The organism is Enterococcus sp. M-BR2 (assembly GCF_056612775.1).
This window is the reverse complement of the sequence record NZ_CM152743.1, coordinates 2,399,650-2,423,777: the sequence shown is the minus strand read 5'-3', so window position 1 is coordinate 2,423,777 and position 24,128 is coordinate 2,399,650. Positions and strand designations below refer to the sequence as shown.

The window sequence follows — 24,128 nt, the reverse complement described above, 5'->3', positions numbered from 1 at the left end:
GAGTCAATAACCAGATGCATAAACTGTTTTTTTAGCAGTTTTGTCTTAATTTAATCATTAAGTGACATCGGACAGACATAGGTGTTGGCAGTCCATATTTCCTCTATCTTCAGCATGAACAAGCTGGCAGACAAAAGATCTGCGCTTCCTCCAGGAGAGATTTGGTTTTCCTGACAAAAGTGCAACAGTGCTATAAATGGATGATTTGGTAAAGCACTTTGACTAGCAGCATGAGCAAGTTTCTGCATTTCCACTAACGTTTTCTGATCACTGCGATGCAAGACACAGGTGTCATCTAAGGAACTCATCAAAACTAACAACATATGCATTTGTTTCTGTACATCAGAATCATTATCTATCTCCTTAGCAGCTTGGATTGCAAGCCTGATATGCGGATAACCCAACACTGCTTCTTCATATGCACCATTTACGCCGTATTTTTGCTTCACCGTATGCCCATGAGTGTTTTTTTTATGACGATATTTTGTATCAGGAAAAGCAGCAAGTTTACTGACATCATCAAGTATTTTGGATAAAGAAAAAGGCTGTTCCATACTGATTTTTTGTGCAGTCACACTGGTCAATAGCCCCATTGCCCAAATCGCTCCTTTATGGGTATTGATGCCATCTGTAGCAATCAACATTGCCTTTTCCGCTTTCCGTCCAATCTCAGCAATCTTTTCTCTTAACTCCTGATCGATAGCATGTTGCCATGCTATTTGAGCCATTTCTTCAAAAAAAGGAGTCAGCGTCTTCGCAGACTTAAGAAATAAAGCATAGTCCATATCGGAATGTGCACCCGCAGCCAGTGCATCCACTAATCCAGGTTTTGGGTTTAATGTTACTTCTGCGATCAATGCTTCCTCTACCAACGCAGCGAGTTGCTGAGTCACTGCTTTTTTTCGTTCGTCATTTATCATGACACTCACTCCTCGTAAAATATATTTTGTCTAACAGTTTTCTTTCAAGGTGTCTATAAATCATAAAATTTATTGAATAACACATTCCTTCCGGAATTTGTTTCGATATTGTGTGATTTCTCAGAGTACAATGGATGTATGGAAAGGATCCAACGGGAATTTGCTACTCACCCCTGTAGTTTTGTCTACCTTGTAAAGTCTGTTACCCGTGCCACTGTTATCACTACCAACTCATTAGCTGTTTCGATAATGGACTAGACTTTCAAATAGTAGTTGGAAGGCAGCTTCTAGCTCTTTTATCACCGTATTCTATTAGGCGAGGTTGTGGCTATACAGTGAGTTTCTGGGGAATCCCACAGTATCGAAGCATTTTCCAAAATTTAAAATGAAAGGAGGTCCTTCTTCCATGAAATTATTTGTCGGTATTGACGTTAGCTCTGAAAAATTAGATGTTTGTTTTCTAACTGACGATGATCAACTCTCTATATTGTCTGAAATCCCTGTTACCAATGATATTGAGGGTGCCACATCCATACGAGATATGATTCTTGAGTTCAATGAGAATTATCACTTTAATCAGATTGTGATTGGTATGGAATCAACGTCCATGTACAGCTTTCACCCTTCCATGTTTTTTCACGAAGATGAGGAGCTGAAGAAACTCAATACACTTGTAACGATTGAAAATCCTTTTCGGATTAAACAGTTCAGTCGCATGTTTGATGAGGATAAAACTGATCGAAACGATGCATTAAGAATTGCTGACTTTTTGCGTATCCAACGATTCACAACTTCCCCTATCAAAGAAGAGAAATACATGGCTTTACAGCGTTTAACTCGTACTCGCTATCAACTCATTAAGCAATTAACTCGTACAAAACAACATTTTCTGGAAAATCTAACGTACAAATGCAATACGCTTGCTCGAGAAATGCGAGACGAATCGACAAGTCTTTTTAGTGCCACAGTCATTTCCCTTATGACAGAAGACTTCACCCTCGATGAGTTAGCTGAGCTTCCTTTGGAAGCCTTCTGTGACTTACTTCAAGAAAAAGGAAGAGGTCGGTTCAAGCAACCAGAAAAAATTGCCAAGGCGATTCAACGAGCTATCAGATCAAGCTATCGCTTAGGATCTGTAGCCCAAGAGTCTATTGATATTGTTCTGGGTGTTCTTGTCTGCGAAATACGGGCTCTTGAAAAGAACATCAAAGAACTAGATAAAGCAATCGAACAATTAGTGGTTGTTATTCCAGAATACCAATGCTTAACCAGTATTCCAGGCGTTGGTAAAGTCTACGCCGCTGGATTGATCGCTGAAATCGGTCAAATCGAAAGATTTGAAGATCAGACGAAATTAGCAAAATATGCTGGATTAAGCTGGAAAGTCAAACAATCCGGGAACTATCAGTCACAAAACACGCCTCTGACAAAACAAGGGAATCGATATTTCCGTTATTACTTAGTTGAAGCTGCCAACTCTGTAAAAAATTATCTTCCCGAATATAAAGCTTTTTATCAAAGCAAATATAAAGAGGTTCCAAAACATCAACACAAACGAGCTCTCGTCTTAACCGCAAGAAAATTTACGCGTCTGGTGGATACGCTACTACGTAACCATCAACTCTACACGCCCCCAAGGAGCGTGATAGATAAATAACACTTTGTTATTGACGCAAATTCTTGAAATGACCCGAAAAAATTTTGATTTTGGTCGGGTCTAGTTAAGTGCGCTTCAAAACAGGTGACTCAATAAAACTATGTTTCATTTTTATCTTGACTTATTACCATTAGACTTCTTTCTATTACTTGTTGAACCCTTTTTTGATGGCTACCCAAATGATGTGAAGCAACCAGCTTAAAGCAAATGCACAACTTGCCGTCATTAGATACGCTACAAGAATCATGACTCCTGAAGGTAACTGCAGCCAACTATCTTTAAACAATAACAACAGTACTTGGAAAACAAAGACATTTGCTAAATACGTACGGTAAGCATAAACAGACAACCATTTGAACAATGGTAATTTGGCGAATCGTTTACAATCATTTTTGAAGCGCCCATGAAGACAGCAAAGATGATGACTAAACTGTACAAACTTTGGATCGTATTCAAGTAAGGCGCATTCGCAAAGCTCAAGTCTCCTGGATGTGCGAGCAATGAACGGACAGAAAAGAACGCGATAACTAAGCCAACAGGTAAGAAAAGATAACGTACTCTGTCCAAATATTGATAGACTTTTTCGTGATAAACAAATGCGGCTACCCCATAAATCCCGTAAATCATGAAACTAGCAACAAACCGATCTAACAAGTACCAGCTGTCATGATAAGGACCAGTCAATACTTGTGTTTGATAGAACAGATACCATGCAACATATAAAATCGTTGAACCAATCAATACTGGCCATACATATTTTTTATTAGCAAATACTTTGTAAGCGAGCCAAACAAAAAACGGCATGAACAATTGGATCTGCAGCATCATCACGGTATACCATAAATGAGGCGCTCCATCACCTGTGACATATTTCAGTAAAAAGCTTGCAGTATCCGTATACGGAGTTTGTTGTTGGACTGCTGGGAATAGCCAAAGATAAGCCGTCGTCCATAGAAGATACGGAACGACTAGTTCAAAAAACTTTTCCTTCAAAAATTCCCAATAAGACAAATGCTGACTTGTTTTTACCATATTATAGACAATTGCAAAAATAAACATTGGTGCTGTGTATTTAACGATGACGTAAAAGGTACCAAGAAAAGCTGTATTTGTTGCGCTGTGGCTGTTTGCCAAAGCAAAGCTCAATATCGTTTGCATCATAACAGCCGTTACAGCTGATACTTTCTGGAAGTCACTTACGTTGATTTTGGTTTTTTTGTTTTCAAACATCGCTTTCTCTCACTTTTAGTTTATTACCAAATCTCTTTGGTTAGTTTTGGCCCTGTTGTTGTTTTCAACAGGAGTTTTTTCTCTGGTGTCCGCAAGTATTCTTTTAGCGAAAATCCGCCTTTTGATGTAATGACTTGGGTATCGAATTGCTCAAAAAAAGCAGGATGCGATTGAATTGCCTGAATTGGCAATTCAATCGGTGAATCTGCGTACAGCAGCAAATCAAAATCGCTGGTTTCTTTTACTGCCGGAATCCCAGTTGATAATTCAAATCCTAAGCTGCCGCCGATCCCCCATTTGCACCCTGATAATATGTTTCTAGCCGCATGAAATTGCTGATAAACAGGAAAGGGGGCAACTTCCTTTTCTCGAAAAGATTCTCGATCAATGATTGTCCATGGATAGATCACTTTTTGAACAGAGTCACTTGGAATCTCAAGAGCCAAGCGCTGATTTCGTGCCGTACCTCGCAGACCAATCGGCAAAAACCCCCGATCAGCAGGTTCAGCACGCCGAACGACACCATACACTTGTTGAGAAAGCTTCAACCATTCTGGCAACTCTTTCTTGATTTCCTTTTTATCAAAAACAACAATATCATGTGCTTGAATCATTTTTTATGCATCCCATTCTTCGTCCATTTTGGCACGGACTTTATTTGTTTCGACACGTCCGAATGTTTTGGCTGTTTCATTCGTGTATCGATTTGTCAGCATCGTATCATTTGTATTGCGGACATCTTGAATGGCTTCATTGATTGCTTCGATGACTTTGCTGACATTTTGTTCTGAAGCAGCTTGGTCGGTGATATCTTCTAGGAAATGATAGATTGCTCCTAGTTTTGTATAATTATTGATATCGTAAGCGATAGCTGGAACTTTTTCAGCAGCTGCTTCGATTTCAGCAACCGAACGTTTTGTCACACGTGCAGCACTTTCTTTAGACATCGCTTGGACAGTGATTTCTTTATTATTTAAAGCAATCAAGCGGCTTGATTGTAATCCATGTGCTAAAAACGCACCTGAAATAGCATTTCCTGCAATCAATCCAATAACTGGATGTCCAGCTTGACGGAGTTTTGCATAAGCAGCAGCACTATTAGCCAAAGCCACATGGATACCGATCAATTCTTCGTTATAACCGTATGCTTGGCTTGGTACATCGATCACAACGACGATTGGCCGTTTCACTTTTTTATCTTTATCTTCTTCGTAAACATGAGTTAAAATTTGTCCCATGCGGAAACCTTCAACTAAACCAACTTCACCGTTTCGTACACGGTACATCGGATTTTTAGGATCAGGTACGATCGATGTCACGATGGCTTCTTCTATGAATTTACTTGATTTGCCATAATACACAGTACTAATAGAAGAAGCTGGATTTTTCATGCCAGTTAGTGCCGCAAACCAATCGTAACCAACACTTGTTGCAGCTGGTTCATTTCCTTCTGCTACTTCTGGTAAGTCCATTGATTTTGCTTGATGGTTAGCAATTGCTTCATTGTAATCGTCAATGCTCATTGGTTTTGAAAGATCCAAAGAATCAAGTAATGATAAATAAAATGCTGAGCTTTCACTGCGATGCGTGTCTTTTCGTTCGTCCATTGCTGCGATGACAGCAGCTTTGATTGCTTCTACACTATCAGTCACTAGTTCATCAATGATTTTTGATTCTACCCGTTGACGAGATCCTAATGTATTCCAAATCAAGTCTTTGTCACTAGAATCAAATTCTCGAACACCTGCTTCTTGCTCAATAACTTCTGGACCATTCAAACCGACTCTCGCTTTTTTTGTTGAGATCAAATAACTCATCAATGCTGAAGTAATCGACATACCGCCAAATGATCCTACACGTCCTGGAATCAAACCGATGACTGGTACATATTGTTTCAAAGCAATGATTACATTTCCGATTTCTGAAATAGATAACAGTCCGTAGTTCGCTTCTTGCAGACGAACACCGCCTGTATCTAGTACGATGACTGGAAAAATTTCATTTCCTTTTTTGTTTTCTTCTAATACATGTTCGAGTGCAGCAACGATTTTTGCACCGGAAACTTCACCGATACCGCCACCTTGGAATTTTCCTTCCATAGCGATTACTACTGCTTGTTTGCCATTGATCGTGCCACGGCTGACAACAATCCCGTCATCACTTTCAGGGACGATTCCTTGTGCCGGCAAACTTGGCGCGATGATTTGATCGAATGGATCAATCAATTCACGTCCATTGTCAAGTAGAGCGTTCACTCGTTCTCTGGCGTTTAATTCTACAAAACTATTTTTCATCTGAAAGTTCCTCCATTGCTTGCGTCAATCGTAGGTACACAACTCCTGGTGTAGCACCGAAGTCATTGATCACGATATCTGCTGAAATTGGATAACGATCAAAAAATCTCGTTAATACGTTGTTCCATACTTCGCCGAAGCCATCGCTTCCTGTACAGATTTTTACAGTAGATTCTTTTTTTTCTGTTGGAAACATCAAGATTTCCAAATCACCTGAACCGACCACTCCTACATGGATTTTCTTATTGATCGGCTGTTTCGTTGGATATTTATAATCTAATTGTTCCATGGATCTCTCCCCTTTTTGTAAAACAGAGCATACACGTTCTGCTTATTCGTCTTTCTTCTTCCACCTGGGTAAATGGCGACAAAAGGTTTTTCTCGCCAATTTTATGACCAAGTTCTGAATTTCATTGGCGGCTCATACAGGCCATCTGACCATTCGATCAAATCATCGATGGTTTGTGCAGCTAATAATGAACGTTTCGCTTCACTACGTTTGATGCCTAGATCTTCTGGCAATTTCACGATGCCGGCATCGCGCAAACGGTCTAGTGATTCTTTCGTACTTGTCATTCCAAGAGGTGTAACACCGCCGATTGCTGCAATTGCTGCTTGGCGTTCTTCTTTTGTTTTTGCTTTGTACAAATAAGCAATTCCTTCTTCTGTCACGATATGTGTGGTGTCCTCGCTATAGATCATCACTGGTGCATTGGCTAAGCCTGCTTGTTTTTGAACAGCTAGTGCATCTAATTCTTCGACAAAGACTGGTTTTTTATTTGAACCATATGTTTCCACCATTTGAACAACTAATTTTTGTCCTTTCCCTAATGGATCATCATTGTTGCGAAGTGATTGCCATGCTGGTGTAGAATGACGACGACCGCCAGGATTATGTCCCATGTTAGGCGCACCGCCAAAGCCAGATAGACGTCCTTTTGTTACGGTCGAAGAATTTCCTTCATAGTCTAGTTGCAAGGTTGAACCGATAAACATATCGATGGCATATTGTCCTGCAGCTTGTGATAATGTTCGGTTACTACGCATCGTGCCGTCTTTTCCGACAAAGAATACATCTGGACGAGCAGCAATATATTTTTCCATACCGACTTCGCCACCGAAACTATGGATGCTTTCAACCCAACCTGATTCGATAGCTGGAATCATCGTTGGATGTGGGTTCAATACCCAGTTCTTCGCGATTTTCCCTTTCAACCCTAGTGATTCGCCATAAGTTGGCAGTAACAATTCGATAGCTGCTGTATTGAATCCAATACCATGATTCAAAGATTGTACGCCGTGTTCTGCGTAGATTCCTTTGATTGCCATCATCGCCATTAGGATTTGCAATTCTGTGATGTTTTGAGGATCGCGCGTAAATAGGGCTTCTAATTGATAAGGTTGATCTGCTTTTACAACAACATCTACCCAGTCTCCAGGAATATCGACACGAGGAAGTTTATCAACGACTTCATTGACTTGAACAATAACGATGCCGTCTTTGAAAGCTGCGGCTTCGACGATTGTTGGTGTTTCTTCTGTATTGAAACCTGTATACAAGTTGCCGTCTTTGTCTGCTTTATCTGCAGCTACTAAAACGACATTTGGAATCAAATCGATGAATAAGCGTCCATAAAGTTCCAAATAATTATGGATATCACCTAATTTCATTGTGCCGTCTTCAATCATTTGGGCGACACGCAAGCTTTGTGCACCTGCATAAGAAAAATCGATCTTACTTGCGATTCCTTTTTCAAAAATATTCAAATGTTCTGGTCGTGAGATACTAGACATAATCAAATGCAGATCATTCACTTTTTCTGCATCTACTTTTTCAAGACTTTCTGAAAGAAAACTTGCTTGTTTTTGATTGTCGCCTTCTAATACAACTTTGTCGCCGGGAGCAATCAGTTTTTCCATCACTTCTACGATTTTTTCAGTTTCTACATACTTGCCATTGAGCAAGTTGCTGATTTTTTCCAATCGCTGCGCTTTTTTTTCGCGTTTAGAAGCCCAGTTGCGGTTTGGTTTTTCCATAATTAGTCATCTCCATTTTTGATATAGAAACGTGGCGTCATCAATACCATGTTGGTCTAGATTGATCGTACGGATCCCTTTATCTACACCAAATTTTGTATGAATCAGCTTTGTCAAAGTATTGCCGGGGGGAAATTCAATCGTCAGATCCATTCCTAATTCTTTTGCCAAGTCCATCATTTGGTTCCATTGCACAGGGAAAGCTAGGTTTTCCAACAAATCTTTACGAATCTCTTCTGCCTCCTGAGTGGCTCTTCCATCCGTATTTTTTATATACAAACATCTAGCATCAAATAGATGGACAGACTGCATATACGGCTTGAATTTCTTGACCGTATCATTCATCAAGAGACAGTGAGATGGCACAGGAACTTTCAGCAGCTTCGCTGTTTGCGCTTGGTGCCGTTTGGCTTCTGCCAACGTAACGGATAAACCTTCGATACTCCCAGATAACGTATGTTGCATGGGACAATTTTCATTTGACAAATAAACTGGGTGGTCAGGATCAAATGTTTTTGCTACAATTTCCTCTGCTTCACTTCTCGTCACACCTACTACTACGCCCATTGCATAACTGCTTGGATAAGCTTCTTTCATTAAGACTGCGCGGTGATAGACTAGTTCCGCTGCATTCTCAAATGTCAAAGATCGACAAGCAACAGCTGCACAAAAAGCACCGATCGAATGTCCTGCTACAATATCAGGCTGAATACCGTTTTTTTCCATTTCATCTAAATAAAATACTGCTTTTGTCAGTAATGCTAGCTGGATAAAAACCGTATCTTGATAGTTTTCTTCTTTATCAACTAACCGATACCCCGTCACATTTTCTAAACGTTCCATGTACATTTCAGGGATATCCGCTAACATCCCTAACTTCTGACTGCCTTGCCCAGGAAATAAGAAACCTGTACTCATGAGCCTCGCCTCCTTAGCACTTACTTTTTCCACTGCTATCTTAGTCAATTTCTGCTATAATAAAAAATGCCAAAAAAAGAAAAAACCATAACAAAAAGGTATGGATGGGATGGATAATTATGAAATTGCTTCATCTACAGTATTTTAAAAAAGTGTTCGAAACAAAAAATGTCACCCAAGCAGCCAAAGAATTATTTATTTCTCAACCTGCCTTGAGCCGTGCGATCAAACATTTGGAAAACGAATTAGGAGTCCCTTTGTTTTACCATAGCGGCAGAAACATTGAGACAACTGTTTATGCAGAAGAATTCTATCCATATGCAGTCAAGACATTAGACACATTAGAAGAAGGAATCAAATTATTGTCTTCGGTCAATGAGAAGATCGTTACTTCCGTCATTTTGTATTTAGAGGTAGCCTCTGTTTCTATTCCGAACTTGGTCCGAATTTTTATGGAAAAGCATCCTGATATCCAATTAACGATCATGCAACATCATTTACCAGATGATATTACCGACCCTGTACTGTACATCACTTCGGAGATGAAGCCTGGCATGACCAATATTCCTATCATGAAAGAACCTGTTTATGTAGCCATTCCTAAGAAACATCCTCTTGCGAAAAAAGAACATCTGCAATTAGAAGATATCCAACGCACCCCCATCTTGATGCTGTCAAAGAGCAATGCCTTCCGTCATACACTGGATGCAGCACTTGAAGCGAAAAGTATCGAATTGACGATCAGTTCGACGACAGATGATCCTGCGACATTACGTTCTATTGTCAAGCAAGGCTTAGCTGTTAGCTTTTTCCCAAAAGTTTCTTGGTCTTACGACAAAAATGATCCTTTCGTCTTGCGGGAAATCAAAGATTTGCCCTTGACACGAACAATTTATTTATCTTCTAGCTTCACAGAAGATCATCCTTTGATCAAAATGATTGCAAAAACGATGCGAGAATTTTATTTAGGAAAATAAAAAGAAAAGAGCTGTGACAAAATTCTTGTCGCAGCTCTTTTTTTCGAACAAACGGTGTTCCAGAAGTAACTTCTTCAGAAATAAGCCCAAATTTCCCAAAAATTTGAGAAGCTATTTTCGTAAATTCCTTCTTATTTCTTGAAGCTAAACACTTCTGTCACAACCTCTTCTCTATTGTCCTATACATTCATTGCGTTGATTTGAAACTTTCATCAATCAAACCTGCTAGTTCATCTAGTTTTTCTATTTTACGTAGATCAACAGAGATCCAATGTTCTTTATTCATGTGATAGGCTGGAAAATACCCCTCTTTTCCTCGCAAAATACCGCCAAGTTCAGGATCGACCTTCAAATCAAGGATATCGATGATCCTATGGTCACTTGCATCATCATAGATTTTTTCTTCTGGAACAGACATCAGGACCCCAAACCATTTTTTGCTTTTTTGATGTCTGAATACGCAATAATCAGGAAATTTTTTAAAAATATATTCTGGAGACAAATTGTATGTTTCATCGATGTGATCGATTAATTCTTTTTTCGTTAGCATCTGCTTCCATCTCTTTCTTATTGATTCTCTTTATTCAAAGATACCACGTAAGAATAGAAAAATGAATACTGGTTGAAAGATCAGATGAAACTTGACCACCGTTTATTTTCTCCGTATTCTTAGAATAGAAGGGAGTCTGATTTATGTATTCACTAATGAAAAAAATCATTACCGAAAAAGATATTCGACGTCATGTTTCTTTAGTCGAACAATTGCTGAATCATACAAAGATAACCGTAAATGAATTAGCTGAAATCATAGGGACAACCGAACGAACGATTTTTTCTGACCTTCAATCTATTCGCTCTCATCTGCCCGAAGGCTGGGACATCTTCAGCGATCAAGCAGGAATCAGTTTGCAAAACCAGCAAAATTTATTAACAAATGACCTTTGGGAGATTTTTTTCAAACAATCAGTCAGTGTCGAACTGCTGAAAAATCTGCTTTTTACAAAAAAAGTTGCTGTCCCTGATTTTCTAGCGGATCATGGGCTTTCTTATGGGACATTGAAAAGACATGTGACTAAAATCAATCAGCGTTTAGCAAGTTACGACTTGCAGATCGATTTGACGAAATATACAGCTTGTATTCTTGGAAAAGAGCGTGCGATTCGTACTTTCTATCATCGATTGCTGATTCCTTTCACTCATAACAACTATTTTTTCGAGGATTATTCAATCCATGAATCCCATTATTTTCAATTTTTAAGAAACCTCAGTCAAACTGAACTAGCTGTTGAAACAGAAGAGATTTTCGGAACATGTTGGTTCTTTATCAATACGATCCGTATAAAAGCGAATTGCCGGTTAGATTCTTCTATCCATATCAACAGCACACTCTCCTCCCTGTATGACTCTGCATTGAAAAAATTGTATTTAAAGGAAGGTATTTACCTTAAAGACACTGAGCTTTCTTTTGCTTCTTTCTGCTTTCTGGAAAGTTGGAATTACAACAATAACTATGGACAAGAAATCGCTCGCTGCCTGCATCATTCTCCATTTTTAGAGGTCCTCGAAACGTTTGTAGAGGAACTAGCTTCAGAGCTGTCTCTTGATCAACTAAAAAAAACATCTCTGACTGATAACTTGGCTCTCCTCGTATTAAAATATCATGAATCGCCAATACTGATCGAACCTTTGGAACGCCAATACCATCGTTTTTTAGAGACGTATGATCAGCAATATGCACACTTGTATCAGCAGAAAGAGAATTTACTGAACGATCTAAAAAAAGAAATGGAAATCAATGAACCAAATTACTTTCTTCAACTCTTGTCTTTACTGATCCAACAAACGATTTTTTCTATCAAACCGAATTTGTTCAATGTCTATTTTATTTTCCAAGGAGAACCTTCATGGAAGGCGTTCTTGCAGCAGGAATTAAAAGATTACTTGGGAAAACGTGTCTGCTTCTTACCTATCGAACTAACCGATCTTTCCACTATTTCTTTTGAAAAAACAGATATCTTGATTTCCAATTTCCCGTTGGATTCTCTAGATATCCCTATTGTATACATTTCTTCTATTCCAACGAAAAATGAGCTCAATCGTTTGACTGAACTCACTTTCAAAACTTTTTTATAGTAACGGCTAGCGACTGAATTCTCTAGCTGTTTTTTCTTTTTTGCGAAACAGTTTATTCATGATCCCTTTTTCTATTTCTACAACTAAGAATAGAAGAATCACATTTGCCCCAATCAATAACTGTTGTGTCATCGTTAAACTTACTGTACCGATCAGCTGCTGACCGATTGGCAGAAAAATAACCATCCCCTGCAATAAAGCAAGGATACCTAATGAAAGAAAAAGCGATTTGTTTTGCAAAAGACCTTGGTTCAGTGACGGCTTGGACAACTCTCTGCAATTGATCATGTAAACAGCTTGAGCTAAGACGATATTTTGCAGAAGAATGGTTTGCTGTAAGCTTTGCCCTTCAAATTGCATAGCCAATAAATAGGCAGGAACCATGATCAGTAGTGCGACATAGATGATCCGAAACAAATGATAACCAGATAGGATTCCTTGCTTTGGATCTCTCGGTGGACGCTTCATGATTTCTGGATCTGGCGACTCGAACCCTAATGCATAAGATAAAGTGATTGTCGTTACCATATTGACCCATAAAATCTGTACTGGGGACAAAGGTAGCGGGCGATTCAGTATCAGCGCCCAAATCAAAATCAATCCTTGAGCTAATGCAGTTGGTAAGAAGAAATTGATGGTCTTTTGCAAGTTATCCAAAATGCGCCGACCTTCTTTTACGGCTTTTGCAATCGTATGGAAATTATCATCTCCTAAAACCATATCAGCTGCCTGTTTGCTTACTTCACTACCTTTGATTCCCATAGCGATTCCTATATCGGCTCTTTTCAAAGCAGGTGCATCATTTACGCCGTCTCCGGTCATTCCGACGATTTCTCCATTTTTCTGCAAAGCTTTCACGATTCGCAGTTTGTGTTCTGGTGTCGTTCGAGCAAAGACATCGACTTTTGGTACTTGTCGAGTCAACTCTTCTTCAGACATAAGATCCAAATCGATTCCTTCTAAAACTTTAGCAGTATGTTTTAAGCCAATTTGTTCCGCGATTGCTTTTGCTGTATCTTTGTGATCCCCTGTAATCATTTTCACTGAGATCCCTGCTTGTTGGCATTCCTTTACAGCTTTGACTGCACTTTCTTTTGGCGGATCAATCAACCCGGCAATCCCTGCAAAAGTTAATTGGGTTAAAGACTCATGCGTGAGTTCCTGTTTCGAATCTACTTTTTTGTAAGCAAATCCTAAAACACGCTGACCTTTTTTCGCAAACGCTGTGGCTGTTTGACCCCATGCTTCTTGTTCTGAATAAGAAAGAGTTGATTTAGCCAATAATACTTCTGGCGCACCTTTGACGTAAATCACCGTTCCTTTTTCCTCCGTATGCATCGTTGCCATATATTTGTATTCAGAGCTGAACGGAATCTTTGCTTCTATTTTTTTCAAAGGCAGATTGGCTGTTTCTGTGTGTCGAATCAGTGCAAGTTCTGTCGGATTGCCACTTAAATTTTCTATTTTCTGTTCTTCTTTCGTCTTTAATTCCTGACAATTTTTCATAATAGACAGTACGCGAGTTTCTTCTTTTGCTGCTACATCCACAACTGTCATTTCATTTTTTGTCAATGTCCCTGTCTTATCTGAACAGATCACTGTCATAGAACCTAATGTTTCTACCGAAGGAAGTCCTTTGATGATCGCCTTTTCTTTTGCCATTTCATGTACTCCAACGGATAGGATCATGGTCAAAACAGCTGGTAATCCTTCGGGTACCATTGACACCACCAAAGCGATCATAGCTGAAAGAAGGATATGCCAATCCATGCCATAGCGGAATGTTGTAAAAACAACTAAGAACAAGATTAAACAAAGAATGCCTTGAAAAATTTGTTTGTTCAATCGGTTGATCTTTTTGATCAGAGGCGTCGTTTGTTGTTCGACCGATTGCAGTGCTTGATTGATTTTACCGATTTCTGTCGTGTTTCCTGTTTCTACAACGACACCGACTGCAGAACCAAATTGTACAAGTGTTCCTGAAAAAGCCATATTTTTCTGGTCACCGATTGATTCTTCTGCTGCCAAAACGGAATGATTTTTTTCAGATGCTTCTGATTCTCCCGTCAAAATCGATTCTTCTACTAGTAGATCATGTACTTCGATCAACCGAACATCTGCTGGAACGACATATCCGGCACGTAAGACAATGACATCTCCTTTTACTAGTTCTTTCGCAGGGATTTTTACTTGCATCCCGTTCGATAGTACTATCGCTTCTTGTTCCATCAGCTGCTTCAAACCATTCAACGATTCTTCTGCTTTTCTTTCTTGCCAATAACTAACGAGTCCGTTGACGATCACTACGAATAAAATAATACTTCCTTCGATGTATTCGCTCGAAGCAAATTTCAAAAAAGAGGCAATGATCAACACGATCATCAGCAGATCAGTAAAGTGTTTTGCTATTTTTTTCCATCGTTTTGTCTGCTGTCTTGCTTCTATCTCATTATATCCTTGATCAGTCAGGCGTTTCTGCCGTTCTTCTTGCGACAACCCTTCTGTTGATGTTTGATGGTTTTTCAATGTATCTTCTACCGTCAATTTGTACCAGTTCATCCTATCTCCTCCTACTTAATTGATACTTTTATTATACGTAGGAAGATTTTTCAGGCGTATCGATTATTTCAGGGAAGTCTGAAATAATTCGTTTTGCCGAGCAAAAAACATAAATATTAGATTGTCGCTTGTTGCCTCTTATAGGATAACGGCACTTATCTCGTGGGAAAAATAGATGGAAAACAGGGGGAATACAACTAATTTGCCAGAATAACCAGTTGTCTATTTTCCATTATGTTTCTTCCCTCCATATTTCGTTTGTCAATGTCTCGCAGATACATGTGCTTATCTGTAACACCTCTTCACTATAGCGCCAAAAATGAGAAAATTTTTTTTATAACATCAGATTCACGTAGAATATTTCAAACAAAAATAAATAAAGTCGGATTTTTCTGATAATTGCACGTGGAAAAACGAACAATTTTTTAATAAATCAGACTTCTAAAATGGATAGTCTAAAAAAAACGAACAAATAACTTAAATGACTATCATTCATTCATCAACTGTATTTGCATTCCGTTTAATTGTTAAAAATTCACAATCTATTTTCTAATGAAAATATTTATTTTTCAATTTTTATAACATAAAAATCTTTTATTAACGGGTTTTAAAGGCTTTTTTAGAAATTAACTGATGATTTCAAAAAGAAAACATGTCATAATGTTTTCCATATTGTGCAAAAAAATACAAGATGGAGGCTTTACTATGATTGAAGAATATATTGAGAAGAATATTTTGAGACAGCTGTTTTTATGTGGGCAATTCTATGTAAATAAAGAAGTCAATCTAGAAAAGCTCTCCTATCTTCTACATGTTTGCAAAACCACTTTACTCAATGATATCAATAACATAAAAAAAGAATTTGAAGAACAAATTGTTTATACGCATCGAGAAAAAGATTGTTACACTTTATATTTTTCAGAACATATACCTCGATGTAAGATCATGCAGCAATTGACCCAAAATTCGTTGTTTTTAAAAACTTGCCTGCTTTATTTGGAAGAAAATGAACCTGATTATCTCCAACTAACTGAGTGTGAATTCATCTCTGTCAGCAAAGCTTACTCCTTAAAAAAAACAAGTATTGGCTTATTTTCATGATTGTGGGATCGAAATCGACCGCTACTCCCCTCGATTCACTAAAATGGAAAGACGTCTGTTGCTTCTTAATGTGGCTTATCGTTTAGGCAGCTTTAAGTCCTGGGAGCTACCTGAATCATTTTTTGAACGTGCGGATCGTTTCATTGAATCTGTAACGGAGAATAGCGGTAGATTTTATGATAAAGAAAATAAAGAAATCTTATCGATTGGTTTTGCTATTAGTTTCTTACGCCAACAGTTATGTACTGTGACAATAGATCCAACATTTATCGAAGAAATCAAAAAACGTCCTATTTACAATTATGTCGAGTCAGCATGGGAAACCACTGATTTCCAAACCTATTATAAAAAAGAAGAATTTGCCTTTATTTTGACACTGTTCAATCTTTGTAATTATGGTTTCCATTCTTATCAGTTGATTGCGGAAGATTTTCAACAGCTACACCAAGTGTTTATTGACAATACTCCCGAAATAAAAGAACTAGTTGCTATCTTTGAAACTCATTTCCATCAAGAATTATTCGGGAATCAGCCATTTGAACGTGCGCTGATTCATCTGATGCGTTCGGCTTGGGATAACTATCAATTATTCATGCCAGAAAAATTTTATCTTCTAAATGAGGAACAGACAAATTTGTATAAAGAAGTCCAAACTCTTTTTTCCAGTTGGGCCAAACGACTACCTTATGATCTACGGTTTAATCCTAATTGCATGCGAGCTTTTGTCATCGAATTAAGTGGAATTCTCCGTCTGACAAAAGAACGTCTGACTATCTATATCGTCACAAATTCGGATGTTCATTATCTGATTTATCGGGAAGCCTTGGAAGCTGTAACTATTTTTGATTTTCAAGTTGCACCAACAATTTATGCAAGTATATCTGATATAAAGAAGTATGCACAGCAATCCTCGAACCGAGTGTTATGTGAACGTACATTATATACACCGGATGCAGTCCAATATGAGAATATTATTCCTATTTCAATCAATACGATCGAACGAGCAATCGTTTCAGCTGTGCAAAATAAATAAGAGGCTGTGACAAAACATCATGTCACAGCCTCTTATTCTGAGTAAACAATATTCCAAAAGTAACTTCTTCGGAAATAAGCCGAAATTTTCGTAAATTTCTTCTCATTCCTTGAATCTGCCCACTTCTTAACAACCTCTCGATAAACAGCGGGCTCATAACCTCACTTATTTGGAACGTCTACTGGCCCGATTTCTTTATTTAAAAAATAAGAAATGATCGTTCGGATAACTACCAATGCAGCTAGTTGGAAAATATCCTGCAAAGTAGGCTTGATAATCGATTCGATGATCCCAGCTGAAACAAGAATTTCCAAACTTAGAAGTATATAGCCTCCTAACATCTTTTTAATAGCATTGTTCTCGCTGACTCGGTCGTTTTTCGCTTCTGTATGGACAAATAAGTATTTCAAGAAATCCTTAATCGACAGACAAACTCCCCAAATCAATAAACAGATAGCAAAAATATCAAGTCCCAGTACAAGTTTTTCAAAATATGGAAGAAGAAACTGCATCAACTCTGTCGTCATCCTACCTCTCCTCTTCTTTGTTTCTCTTTGTCTTCTATTTCCTGATTCAAGAAATAAGAAATGACTGTTCGAATGATAATAATAAGTGCAAGCTTCAAAATATCTGTCCAAGTCGGCTTGATAACTGACTCGATGATATCAGCAACGACTAGTACTTCCAAGCTTAACAAAATATAACTTGCTAACAGTTTTCTTGTATCTGCATTACGAGCATTACGTTCTGCATAGTTTTTCTTGACATGAGACCAATCAAAAAGTTTGAATAGAACAAGAACGATCCCAGCAATTAAGATACCGATAGAACAAATATTTAAAATAGCAATGATCCATTCTAAATAACCGATCAATTGTGTGTTAAACATTGCGTCGCCACCTATCTTTTTTCCATTTAAGAGCCGATACTTTTATATCAGCTACTGACTATACAGCAAAGTATCTATTATCAATTGTAAAAGAAAACAGATAATTCCGTCCACTCATATGAAAAACACCCTTGACACTAATCCTCTTTCGATAAGTGCAAGGCTGTTTTTGCTAGAGTAGTATTCAAATCAGCATAGCTCTAAAACAGCTTTTGGACTTCTGCAATTATTTCTTTGGTTTTGGAAGCATTCAAATCAGCATAGCTCTAAAACTCAATATTCTGAGCAATAGTTTTACCAGTAGTTTTGGAAGCATTCAAATCAGCATAGCTCTAAAACGAACTTCCTCATATACTTCATAATCTTTTTGTTTTGGAAGCATTCAAATCAGCATAGCTCTAAAACCTCGCAGAAAAAATTTTTCCGTCAATGTTTCATAATCACGCTACTCGTTCATAGCAAAACTTCAGCTTTGAACGCTTCTCTTTTTTACCATTATACCATGTTTTCCAAGTTCAAGAAATAGTCTTTATCCAAGACAAATTGTTTTATCCCTTTGATCGAACGCGGCTCTACAAATAGCACTTCCATATGATATAACGAAATATAATCTTGCACTTCGCTTATTTCTTCTTCCGTGAGATAGGAACACACATTGATCAAAACCAATAATTTTTTCTTAGACAAGTATTTATAAACCTGAAGCAACTCAAGTAATTTCTCAAAAATAGTATCACTTCTTGTCTCGATCTTGATACCCAATGCTTTGAATAATTCCAAGACCGTGATCTCGTCTCCTTCTAAATCGAGTTCGTGATCCAACAACTCGTACCCGATCAGCTCACTGATTGTCGCTGTCAGTTTATCAATCATTGATTTCACTTCTACTTTTTCATTGAGCTGGCGCTCCAAATCTGCGTAGATCAATTTTAAAGTCGATGCCGAATTGATGTCAAAACCTAAAACATCTGTGATAATCAGTAAATCTGACTCTTTTAATTCTTTGTATTTATCGTTGAACAGCTTTAGTTCATGGGATTCACTGTACTGATAGAACCATTTCACGATTTTTGCAAACACAGTGACATCTTCTACGATTAAAAATGTAGCTTTTTCCAGTGACAGAGGCTGTTCCAATAATGGAAAATTAAGATTCAGCATCTTCGTCCTCCCCTAGATAAATGACTCGCTTATCCGAATTAGCCACACTTGTATCTCTTTCCCCGCTCAAATAAACCATACGCGCGAATTGTTTTTCCGTTACCGTGAGTAGTGTGACAAATCCTTTTTTAGGGTTACTGCTTTTTAATCGTTTCAGCATCGCTTGGCTAGCTGTAGGATTCAGCAACAATTTACTGTACACGGAAAACTGATGCATGATGAATCCTTCGCTCAATAAAAATTTTCTGAATTTCCTGTATGCTTTTCGTTCATCGGCTGTTTCAGTAGGCATATCAAACATTAAAATCATTCTCATATAACGATAACTCATATCCGAAATTGAGGGACTCCTTCCGTCTCGTTATTCAATACTTTGATTACTTTACTCGTATAATCCGATACGATGTTGGTAAGAAACATTTCTTTTTTTCCATAACTGTATTTATTGGTAAATAAATCAAACAAACGCCGCTTGATCACAGGAAATTCGCAGTTGCGGTAGCGATAAACAATCTCGTCTATGACCGGTCGGAATGGTTCCATGAAATCACTAGCCAAATTAAAATCATTGAATTGATTCGCATGTTTCAATCCAAATTGTGTCATGCAACCATTTTTGACGATTTCTCGGGCAAACATGCTCAACAACAGTGTATATCCGTAATCTAATCCTGCATTGATCTCATTGTTTTCTTCACGAGTAAACTTCGTGCCGAACAATGTTTGAAAATAGATTCTTGCAGCATGGCCTTCGCGATTCGTTGGGTCAAATTCAAGTAAACCTTCGTGCAATTCTTGTATTGATTCTGCTTTTTCAGTAAATGATTGCTTTTGCAAGAAATTGCTTTGGTTCTGGATTTTCTGGGAAATAATTGCTGTCCATACCTGCCCCTTTTTTTCAGGAGACCACGCCAATTGTCGCGTTAACTGCAAACTGCTGTCATGTCTACTGTAGAACGGCAACAGCTTAGCAACAGGAAGTCGCTTGTCATCACAAAACAACACGAGTATTTTCTCATCGACTAATCGTTTCAAGAGCATCGTTGTGATAGTGATATCTGTGGTTTCCAATAACAGCACATCAATTTCTGACAGATGGAGACGTTCGGTTTTTTCAGCATTTTTGAAAATCAAATGATTATTTACGTATGCTAATTTTGAATGTGTGTTGACCACTACTGTGCGCCATCCCATTTATTTCCCCATCCTGATACGAGTTTCATATAATCCGGTGATTGATTGATGAATAATCGTTGACTGCCAGATCTCAGTCAAGCTAGTGTACCTTTTTCGCGGAATCGTCACATCAAAAAATTTGAAATCAGCCGGTGCGCCCATCGCATTGAACTGCATGAGATTGACAAAAGAACTTGCTAGTTTAGCTAGATCATCCGTTTGGTTTTCTTTGTAAATTTTTTCCAGTTTCTCAATATTTTTCTCTGCCAAGGTATATTTCCCTGCAAATTCGAGGACACGGGCAAACACTTCTGAAAACTCCTTGTGGTGTTCATTCACATAATCAAAACTTTCTTTATGAGAAATCTCATCGTACTGTTTTGCATGATAAAGAAGTGTGACCAGATGCTCCGGCAAGAGAAATGAATTGGCTTTTTGTGCTTCCTTATTGCTTGCGACCATTCGTTTACGCCCGTTTTCTAGTTCAAATAGCGCGTACTTAGGCAATTTCATCTCAATTTCTGCCTGTTCGTACCCTTTGTTTTTCAAAAATAAAACGGGGGATTGTTCAAATGCTTCTCTCTCCATGATTGTGATGCCTTCTAGCGCATTTGTCCGTTTGCGCGCTTTTCCTTTTTCATAAGTGAAAGCGACTGTGTAAGCAACGTTTGGGCTACCTAACCCGCCGTATTTAGCTGGATCCCAGTTGTTTTTCCGAGGTAACAGCTTAGAAGAATCTTTTTTAGGCTCAACTGTTTCCTTTGAGAAGCCTCCTTTTTGAATTTCTGTTTTTTTCACGATATTCATATGGTGGTGATTGATGACTTTTTTTACCTGTGCGATACTTTTTGATTTGTCCCAGAAAATCTCGCCATTTTCATCGCAAACCGGTGTGTCACTTTCGAAAAATTTCATGATGTTCGAATAAAATTCTTTTTTTACCGTCGCTTTGTTTGCTTTATGCGCATTGAACTTCAGATATTCGCCATAAACGAATTCCGGTGCTAGTTGCGGATATTTCTTCAAAAGAGCAAGAGCGATCACACCGTTCAGATATGCATCATGTGCGTGATGATATTCATTAATCTCACGTACTTTATAGATCCCGAAACGGTTTCTGAATTGACTGACTAGTGCAGATTTGAGCGTGATGATCCGAACTTTACGTATCTGTTCATTTGTGTCTTCTGCTTTATTGAACCGATGATGTAAAATACCGGCTACGTGTTTGGTAATCTGACGCGTTTCCACCAACTGCCGTTTGATGAATCCTGCCTTGTCTTCTTCCGTCAATTTGATTTTTGTCAGATTATCAAGTTTTCTTTTACTGATCAGCTTAGACGAATAAAGGTCGTACCAGAAACTGCGCATTTTTTTCACGACTTTCTCACTTGGTACATCGTCTTTTTTCAGACGATTTTCTTTTGAGGAAACTAAAACTTTGTTATCGATTGAGTTATCGGTCGTAAAGCTTCTTGGGATAATATGGTCGATATCGTAATCTGATAATCGATGGATATCTAAAGGCGCACCTGTATACATGTCTCGACCATTCTGCAAATAATAGAGATATAATCGGTCTTTTTGCAGGGAGCTGTTATCGGTCGGATACTCTTTCAGCAATTGACTGCCGAAATCTTTAAGTGATTCTTCCAAAGCTTTCAACCGCGGCCGTGAACTTTTGAGTCCTCTGCCCGTCGTTTGATTTTCTCTGGCCATCTCGACCACGATGTTTGCTGGTTCATAGCCCATGATGCCAACGATTTCATCTACAATCTTCAAACTTTGGAGGATACCTTTTTTGATAGCCGGACTGCCTGTTAATTCTTTGACAATTTCTTCCAGATTTTCTGTGTCTGTGATCATTTGTGCTTTTTTGATTTCTTTTTTGAACGATAAACTATCATCATTGATCAGCTGCATGAAGTTACGATTTCGATGATGAGGAAAATCGTCATCATTGATCAAATAGTCTAAGATTGTTTTGTTCGATTGTTTGTCTCGGATTCCTTGAATCAGTTCTTTCGATAATCTACCCCAACCAGTGTAATGTTTTTTTGTAAGTTTCTTGATTATGTGTTTACCTAAAGTCGCTTCATGATGACTCAGCCTTGTTTTAATCATTTCCCGATCCTCAAAAACAGTCAGCGTTTTGATGATTTCTTCAAACATTGATGCCAATTCAGGATCTTCCAGCCATTGTTCCATTTCTCTTTTATTTTCACTCATGGTCAAAAAATCGTGGTACGTTGTATAGGAAGCGTTGAATGCTTTTTCGATGCCGGACAGTTCCGCGTGTTTGATATCGTATTTCAAATACAAGAATTCTTGTAAATCTTTTTTGGTTACCTTTCGATTCTTTTCGAACAATTCATGAAAGATTTCTTTCTTCTCTATGCTGGAAAAATAGTTCATCTGACCACGTTCGTCTTGATATCTTACTTTAGTCAACTCATTATAGATCGAAAATTTCTGATACAACAGGCTGTTTTTTGGCAATACCTTGTTGTGTGGCATGTACATATCTGTGTTGATCATTCGTTCGATAAACCGGACAGCAGAGCCCTCCATATCCACTATTTCAGGTAAGTTCCAAGGTTTGATCTTTTCCTCTGATTTTCTGATAAGCCACGCAAATGGACTATTTTCCTGTTTTTTTGCTAACGGACCAACATAATACGGTATCTTGAAGGTCAATAAACTTTCCAGCTTTTCTTGTTCTTCTTTTAAAAAAGGATAATGCTTTTTCTGGTTTGCAATAATTGCTCTCAGCTCGGTCAAATGGATCTGATGCGGGATCACACCGTTATCAAATGTGCGCTGTTTTCTCAAAAAATTCTCTTGTTCGATCTTTGTCAGGAACACCTCGCTGCCTCGGATACCTGTCAGTTCTTTTTTGACAAATTTATAGAAATCTTCTTGTGTCGCATGCCCTTCGATATACCCTGCATATCCGTTGACTGAATTATCCCCAAATAAGGCGCGATATTTCTTCGGCAGATTCTCTTTCACAAATCGTTTCAGAAGGACCAAGTCTTCTTTATGTGCGTCATAGCGTCTGATCATCCCTGCTGAAAGCTTCGCTCGTGTATTTTTCGTGCTGTCAGAAAGAATCTCAGATAACAAGACAGCATCATAAACATTTTTCGCTTGGACAAAAAGATCGATGTAATCATCTCCGATTTTCTCTAACAATTCTTCAAGGTCTTCTTCATATGTTTCTTTTGAAAATTGCAGTTTTGCTTCTTCTTCTAATCCAAATACATTTTTGAAATTCCCCTGATTCCCTACCATTAATTTTATAAATTGACTGAGATAACCATTGGATTTTTCATGAGGAAAGTATTTCAGGAGCGTTTCTGCTTTTTTTGTTTTCGACATCTTTTCTGTAAAAACGAAAGAACAATCGACCGCTTCGTCTAATTTTTCTGTTTGTTTGTCGTCTGCTTCGCTGAATTGCTGGTTATATGTGCTCAGAAATTGACGAAAAGTCTCTGTCACTGAGGAATTCTCCGTATTTAATTCACCCTCAATCAAAAAATGTCCCCGATATTTCAAGAGATGAGCCATCGCTAAATAAACGAGACGGATGTCCGCTTTCTCTGAAGAGTCAGCTAGCGCTTGTCTCAAATGATAGATCGTCGGGTAAGTCTGATGGTAGCTTTTTTCTTGCTTGATCGTAGCAAAGACCGGATGTCTCGACTGTTTCTTTTCATCTAGGACTAAAAAACTTTCATTCAGTCGAGCAAAAAAGTGTTCGTCTATTTTTAAAATCTCTGGTGCGAATATTTTTTGCAGTTCAAGGATTCGTTGTCTGCGTCTCGCTAACCTCCTGCGCGCAGTCCGCTTGCTTCTTCTTGCTTCGGCAGTCTGGCCTTCGTCAAAAAGTCGAACACCCCAAAAGTTTTTCTTCGTGCTACTCTTTTCTGTATTTCCTGCTACTTTCATCTTTTTGGAAACCAGTCGATAGTCATCTGTCAATACGGACCACCCGACGGAATTGGTCCCGATATCTAATCCGATCGTATACTCTTTCTTCATGC

17 protein-coding genes and 2 pseudogenes are annotated in these 24,128 nt (G+C 38.3%); 4 read left to right on the top strand and 15 right to left on the bottom strand.

The genetic code is table 11. The annotated features are described in order from the left end of the window. Positions 1 to 50: 50 nt before the first annotated feature. Positions 51 to 920: a triphosphoribosyl-dephospho-CoA synthase MdcB gene (mdcB, locus tag AC1F25_RS11770; protein WP_479994131.1), complete on the bottom strand. Its 870-nt coding sequence runs from the start codon at positions 918 to 920 to the stop codon at positions 51 to 53. Positions 921 to 1,326: 406 nt separating this feature from the next. Between mdcB and AC1F25_RS11765 the strand changes: the two genes are divergently transcribed. Beyond that, positions 1,327 to 2,577, top strand: a complete 1,251-nt coding sequence (locus AC1F25_RS11765) for an IS110 family RNA-guided transposase (protein WP_119364931.1) — start codon at positions 1,327 to 1,329, stop codon at positions 2,575 to 2,577. A 145-nt stretch (positions 2,578 to 2,722) separates the two neighbouring features. Here the strand turns inward: AC1F25_RS11765 and AC1F25_RS11760 are convergent. The 6 genes and pseudogenes from AC1F25_RS11760 to AC1F25_RS11735 form a co-directional block, all read right to left on the bottom strand. Beyond that, positions 2,723 to 3,807: pseudogene (locus AC1F25_RS11760) on the bottom strand (acyltransferase family protein). Positions 3,808 to 3,830: 23 nt separating this feature from the next. Then, a complete protein-coding gene (locus tag AC1F25_RS11755; protein ID WP_002335165.1) occupies positions 3,831 to 4,421 on the bottom strand; it encodes a malonate decarboxylase holo-ACP synthase in 591 nt (196 codons plus the stop codon). A gap of 3 nt (positions 4,422 to 4,424) precedes the next feature. Beyond that, a complete protein-coding gene (gene mdcD, locus AC1F25_RS11750) occupies positions 4,425 to 6,101 on the bottom strand; it encodes a biotin-independent malonate decarboxylase subunit beta (protein WP_151668774.1) in 1,677 nt (558 codons plus the stop codon). Continuing rightward, positions 6,091 to 6,390 carry a malonate decarboxylase subunit delta gene (locus AC1F25_RS11745; RefSeq protein WP_151668773.1) on the bottom strand — a complete coding sequence of 100 codons (300 nt, stop codon included), beginning with the start codon at positions 6,388 to 6,390 and terminating at the stop codon, positions 6,091 to 6,093. Before AC1F25_RS11745 ends, mdcD begins: the two co-directional genes overlap by 11 nt. 101 nt (positions 6,391 to 6,491) lie before the next feature. Then, positions 6,492 to 8,138 carry a malonate decarboxylase subunit alpha gene (mdcA, locus tag AC1F25_RS11740; protein WP_479994130.1) on the bottom strand — a complete coding sequence of 549 codons (1,647 nt, stop codon included), beginning with the start codon at positions 8,136 to 8,138 and terminating at the stop codon, positions 6,492 to 6,494. A gap of 6 nt (positions 8,139 to 8,144) precedes the next feature. Beyond that, entirely contained in the window at positions 8,145 to 9,056 is a 912-nt protein-coding gene (locus AC1F25_RS11735) for an ACP S-malonyltransferase (RefSeq protein ID WP_151668772.1), read from the bottom strand. A gap of 119 nt (positions 9,057 to 9,175) precedes the next feature. On the opposite strand from AC1F25_RS11735, the gene AC1F25_RS11730 reads away from it, so the two are divergent. Further along, positions 9,176 to 10,033 (top strand): LysR family transcriptional regulator, encoded by an 858-nt coding sequence (locus AC1F25_RS11730; RefSeq protein ID WP_002287551.1) that lies wholly within the window; start codon positions 9,176 to 9,178, stop codon positions 10,031 to 10,033. A 187-nt stretch (positions 10,034 to 10,220) separates the two neighbouring features. On the opposite strand, the gene AC1F25_RS11725 is transcribed toward AC1F25_RS11730, so the two are convergent. Further along, complete coding sequence (locus tag AC1F25_RS11725) at positions 10,221 to 10,583, bottom strand: MmcQ/YjbR family DNA-binding protein (RefSeq protein ID WP_002348321.1); 363 nt, start codon at positions 10,581 to 10,583, stop codon at positions 10,221 to 10,223. A gap of 143 nt (positions 10,584 to 10,726) precedes the next feature. Between AC1F25_RS11725 and mafR the strand changes: the two genes are divergently transcribed. Beyond that, complete coding sequence (gene mafR, locus AC1F25_RS11720) at positions 10,727 to 12,166, top strand: global transcriptional activator MafR (RefSeq protein WP_002310654.1); 1,440 nt, start codon at positions 10,727 to 10,729, stop codon at positions 12,164 to 12,166. Between the two features lie 6 nt (positions 12,167 to 12,172). Here the strand turns inward: mafR and AC1F25_RS11715 are convergent, their stop codons facing one another. Further along, positions 12,173 to 14,725, bottom strand: coding sequence for an HAD-IC family P-type ATPase (locus tag AC1F25_RS11715; protein WP_479994129.1), 2,553 nt, complete (start codon positions 14,723 to 14,725; stop codon positions 12,173 to 12,175). Between the two features lie 705 nt (positions 14,726 to 15,430). On the opposite strand from AC1F25_RS11715, the pseudogene AC1F25_RS11710 reads away from it, so the two are divergent. Then, positions 15,431 to 16,859 (top strand): annotated as a pseudogene (locus AC1F25_RS11710) (helix-turn-helix domain-containing protein). A 161-nt stretch (positions 16,860 to 17,020) separates the two neighbouring features. Here AC1F25_RS11710 and AC1F25_RS11705 read toward each other — a convergent pair. From AC1F25_RS11705 to cas9, 6 genes are all read right to left on the bottom strand, one after another. Beyond that, positions 17,021 to 17,386 carry a DUF1622 domain-containing protein gene (locus AC1F25_RS11705; RefSeq protein WP_002292507.1) on the bottom strand — a complete coding sequence of 122 codons (366 nt, stop codon included), beginning with the start codon at positions 17,384 to 17,386 and terminating at the stop codon, positions 17,021 to 17,023. After that, positions 17,383 to 17,748, bottom strand: coding sequence for a DUF1622 domain-containing protein (locus AC1F25_RS11700; RefSeq protein ID WP_002310651.1), 366 nt, complete (start codon positions 17,746 to 17,748; stop codon positions 17,383 to 17,385). Before AC1F25_RS11700 ends, AC1F25_RS11705 begins: the two co-directional genes overlap by 4 nt. A 495-nt stretch (positions 17,749 to 18,243) precedes the next feature. Then, positions 18,244 to 18,906 carry a type II-A CRISPR-associated protein Csn2 gene (gene csn2 / locus AC1F25_RS11695; RefSeq protein ID WP_025477066.1) on the bottom strand — a complete coding sequence of 221 codons (663 nt, stop codon included), beginning with the start codon at positions 18,904 to 18,906 and terminating at the stop codon, positions 18,244 to 18,246. Further along, positions 18,896 to 19,240, bottom strand: a complete 345-nt coding sequence (cas2, locus tag AC1F25_RS11690) for a CRISPR-associated endonuclease Cas2 (RefSeq protein ID WP_479994128.1) — start codon at positions 19,238 to 19,240, stop codon at positions 18,896 to 18,898. The genes csn2 and cas2 overlap by 11 nt, the downstream gene beginning before the upstream one ends. Continuing rightward, on the bottom strand, positions 19,237 to 20,103 hold the full coding sequence (cas1, locus tag AC1F25_RS11685) for a type II CRISPR-associated endonuclease Cas1 (protein WP_002348338.1): 867 nt from the start codon (positions 20,101 to 20,103) through the stop codon (positions 19,237 to 19,239). Before cas1 ends, cas2 begins: the two co-directional genes overlap by 4 nt. Then, positions 20,104 to 24,126, bottom strand: coding sequence for a type II CRISPR RNA-guided endonuclease Cas9 (gene cas9 / locus AC1F25_RS11680; protein WP_138315015.1), 4,023 nt, complete (start codon positions 24,124 to 24,126; stop codon positions 20,104 to 20,106). Between the last annotated feature and the right edge of the window lie 2 nt (positions 24,127 to 24,128).

Bases quoted from the DNA above. Each gene is read 5' to 3' on its own strand.
- AC1F25_RS11705 (WP_002292507.1), bottom strand. From the start codon at position 17,386: ATGACGACAGAGTTGATGCAGTTTCTTCTTCCATATTTTGAAAAACTT.
- cas9 (WP_138315015.1), bottom strand. From the start codon at position 24,126: ATGAAGAAAGAGTATACGATCGGATTAGATATCGGGACCAATTCCGTC.
- mdcD (WP_151668774.1), bottom strand. From the start codon at position 6,101: ATGAAAAATAGTTTTGTAGAATTAAACGCCAGAGAACGAGTGAACGCT.
- AC1F25_RS11745 (WP_151668773.1), bottom strand. From the start codon at position 6,390: ATGGAACAATTAGATTATAAATATCCAACGAAACAGCCGATCAATAAG.
- mafR (WP_002310654.1), top strand. From the start codon at position 10,727: ATGTATTCACTAATGAAAAAAATCATTACCGAAAAAGATATTCGACGT.
- mdcB (WP_479994131.1), bottom strand. From the start codon at position 920: ATGATAAATGACGAACGAAAAAAAGCAGTGACTCAGCAACTCGCTGCG.
- cas1 (WP_002348338.1), bottom strand. From the start codon at position 20,103: ATGGGATGGCGCACAGTAGTGGTCAACACACATTCAAAATTAGCATAC.
- AC1F25_RS11735 (WP_151668772.1), bottom strand. From the start codon at position 9,056: ATGAGTACAGGTTTCTTATTTCCTGGGCAAGGCAGTCAGAAGTTAGGG.
- AC1F25_RS11765 (WP_119364931.1), top strand. From the start codon at position 1,327: ATGAAATTATTTGTCGGTATTGACGTTAGCTCTGAAAAATTAGATGTT.
- AC1F25_RS11715 (WP_479994129.1), bottom strand. From the start codon at position 14,725: ATGAACTGGTACAAATTGACGGTAGAAGATACATTGAAAAACCATCAA.
- mdcA (WP_479994130.1), bottom strand. From the start codon at position 8,138: ATGGAAAAACCAAACCGCAACTGGGCTTCTAAACGCGAAAAAAAAGCG.
- AC1F25_RS11700 (WP_002310651.1), bottom strand. From the start codon at position 17,748: ATGTTTAACACACAATTGATCGGTTATTTAGAATGGATCATTGCTATT.
- AC1F25_RS11730 (WP_002287551.1), top strand. From the start codon at position 9,176: ATGAAATTGCTTCATCTACAGTATTTTAAAAAAGTGTTCGAAACAAAA.
- AC1F25_RS11725 (WP_002348321.1), bottom strand. From the start codon at position 10,583: ATGCTAACGAAAAAAGAATTAATCGATCACATCGATGAAACATACAAT.
- cas2 (WP_479994128.1), bottom strand. From the start codon at position 19,240: ATGAGTTATCGTTATATGAGAATGATTTTAATGTTTGATATGCCTACT.
- AC1F25_RS11755 (WP_002335165.1), bottom strand. From the start codon at position 4,421: ATGATTCAAGCACATGATATTGTTGTTTTTGATAAAAAGGAAATCAAG.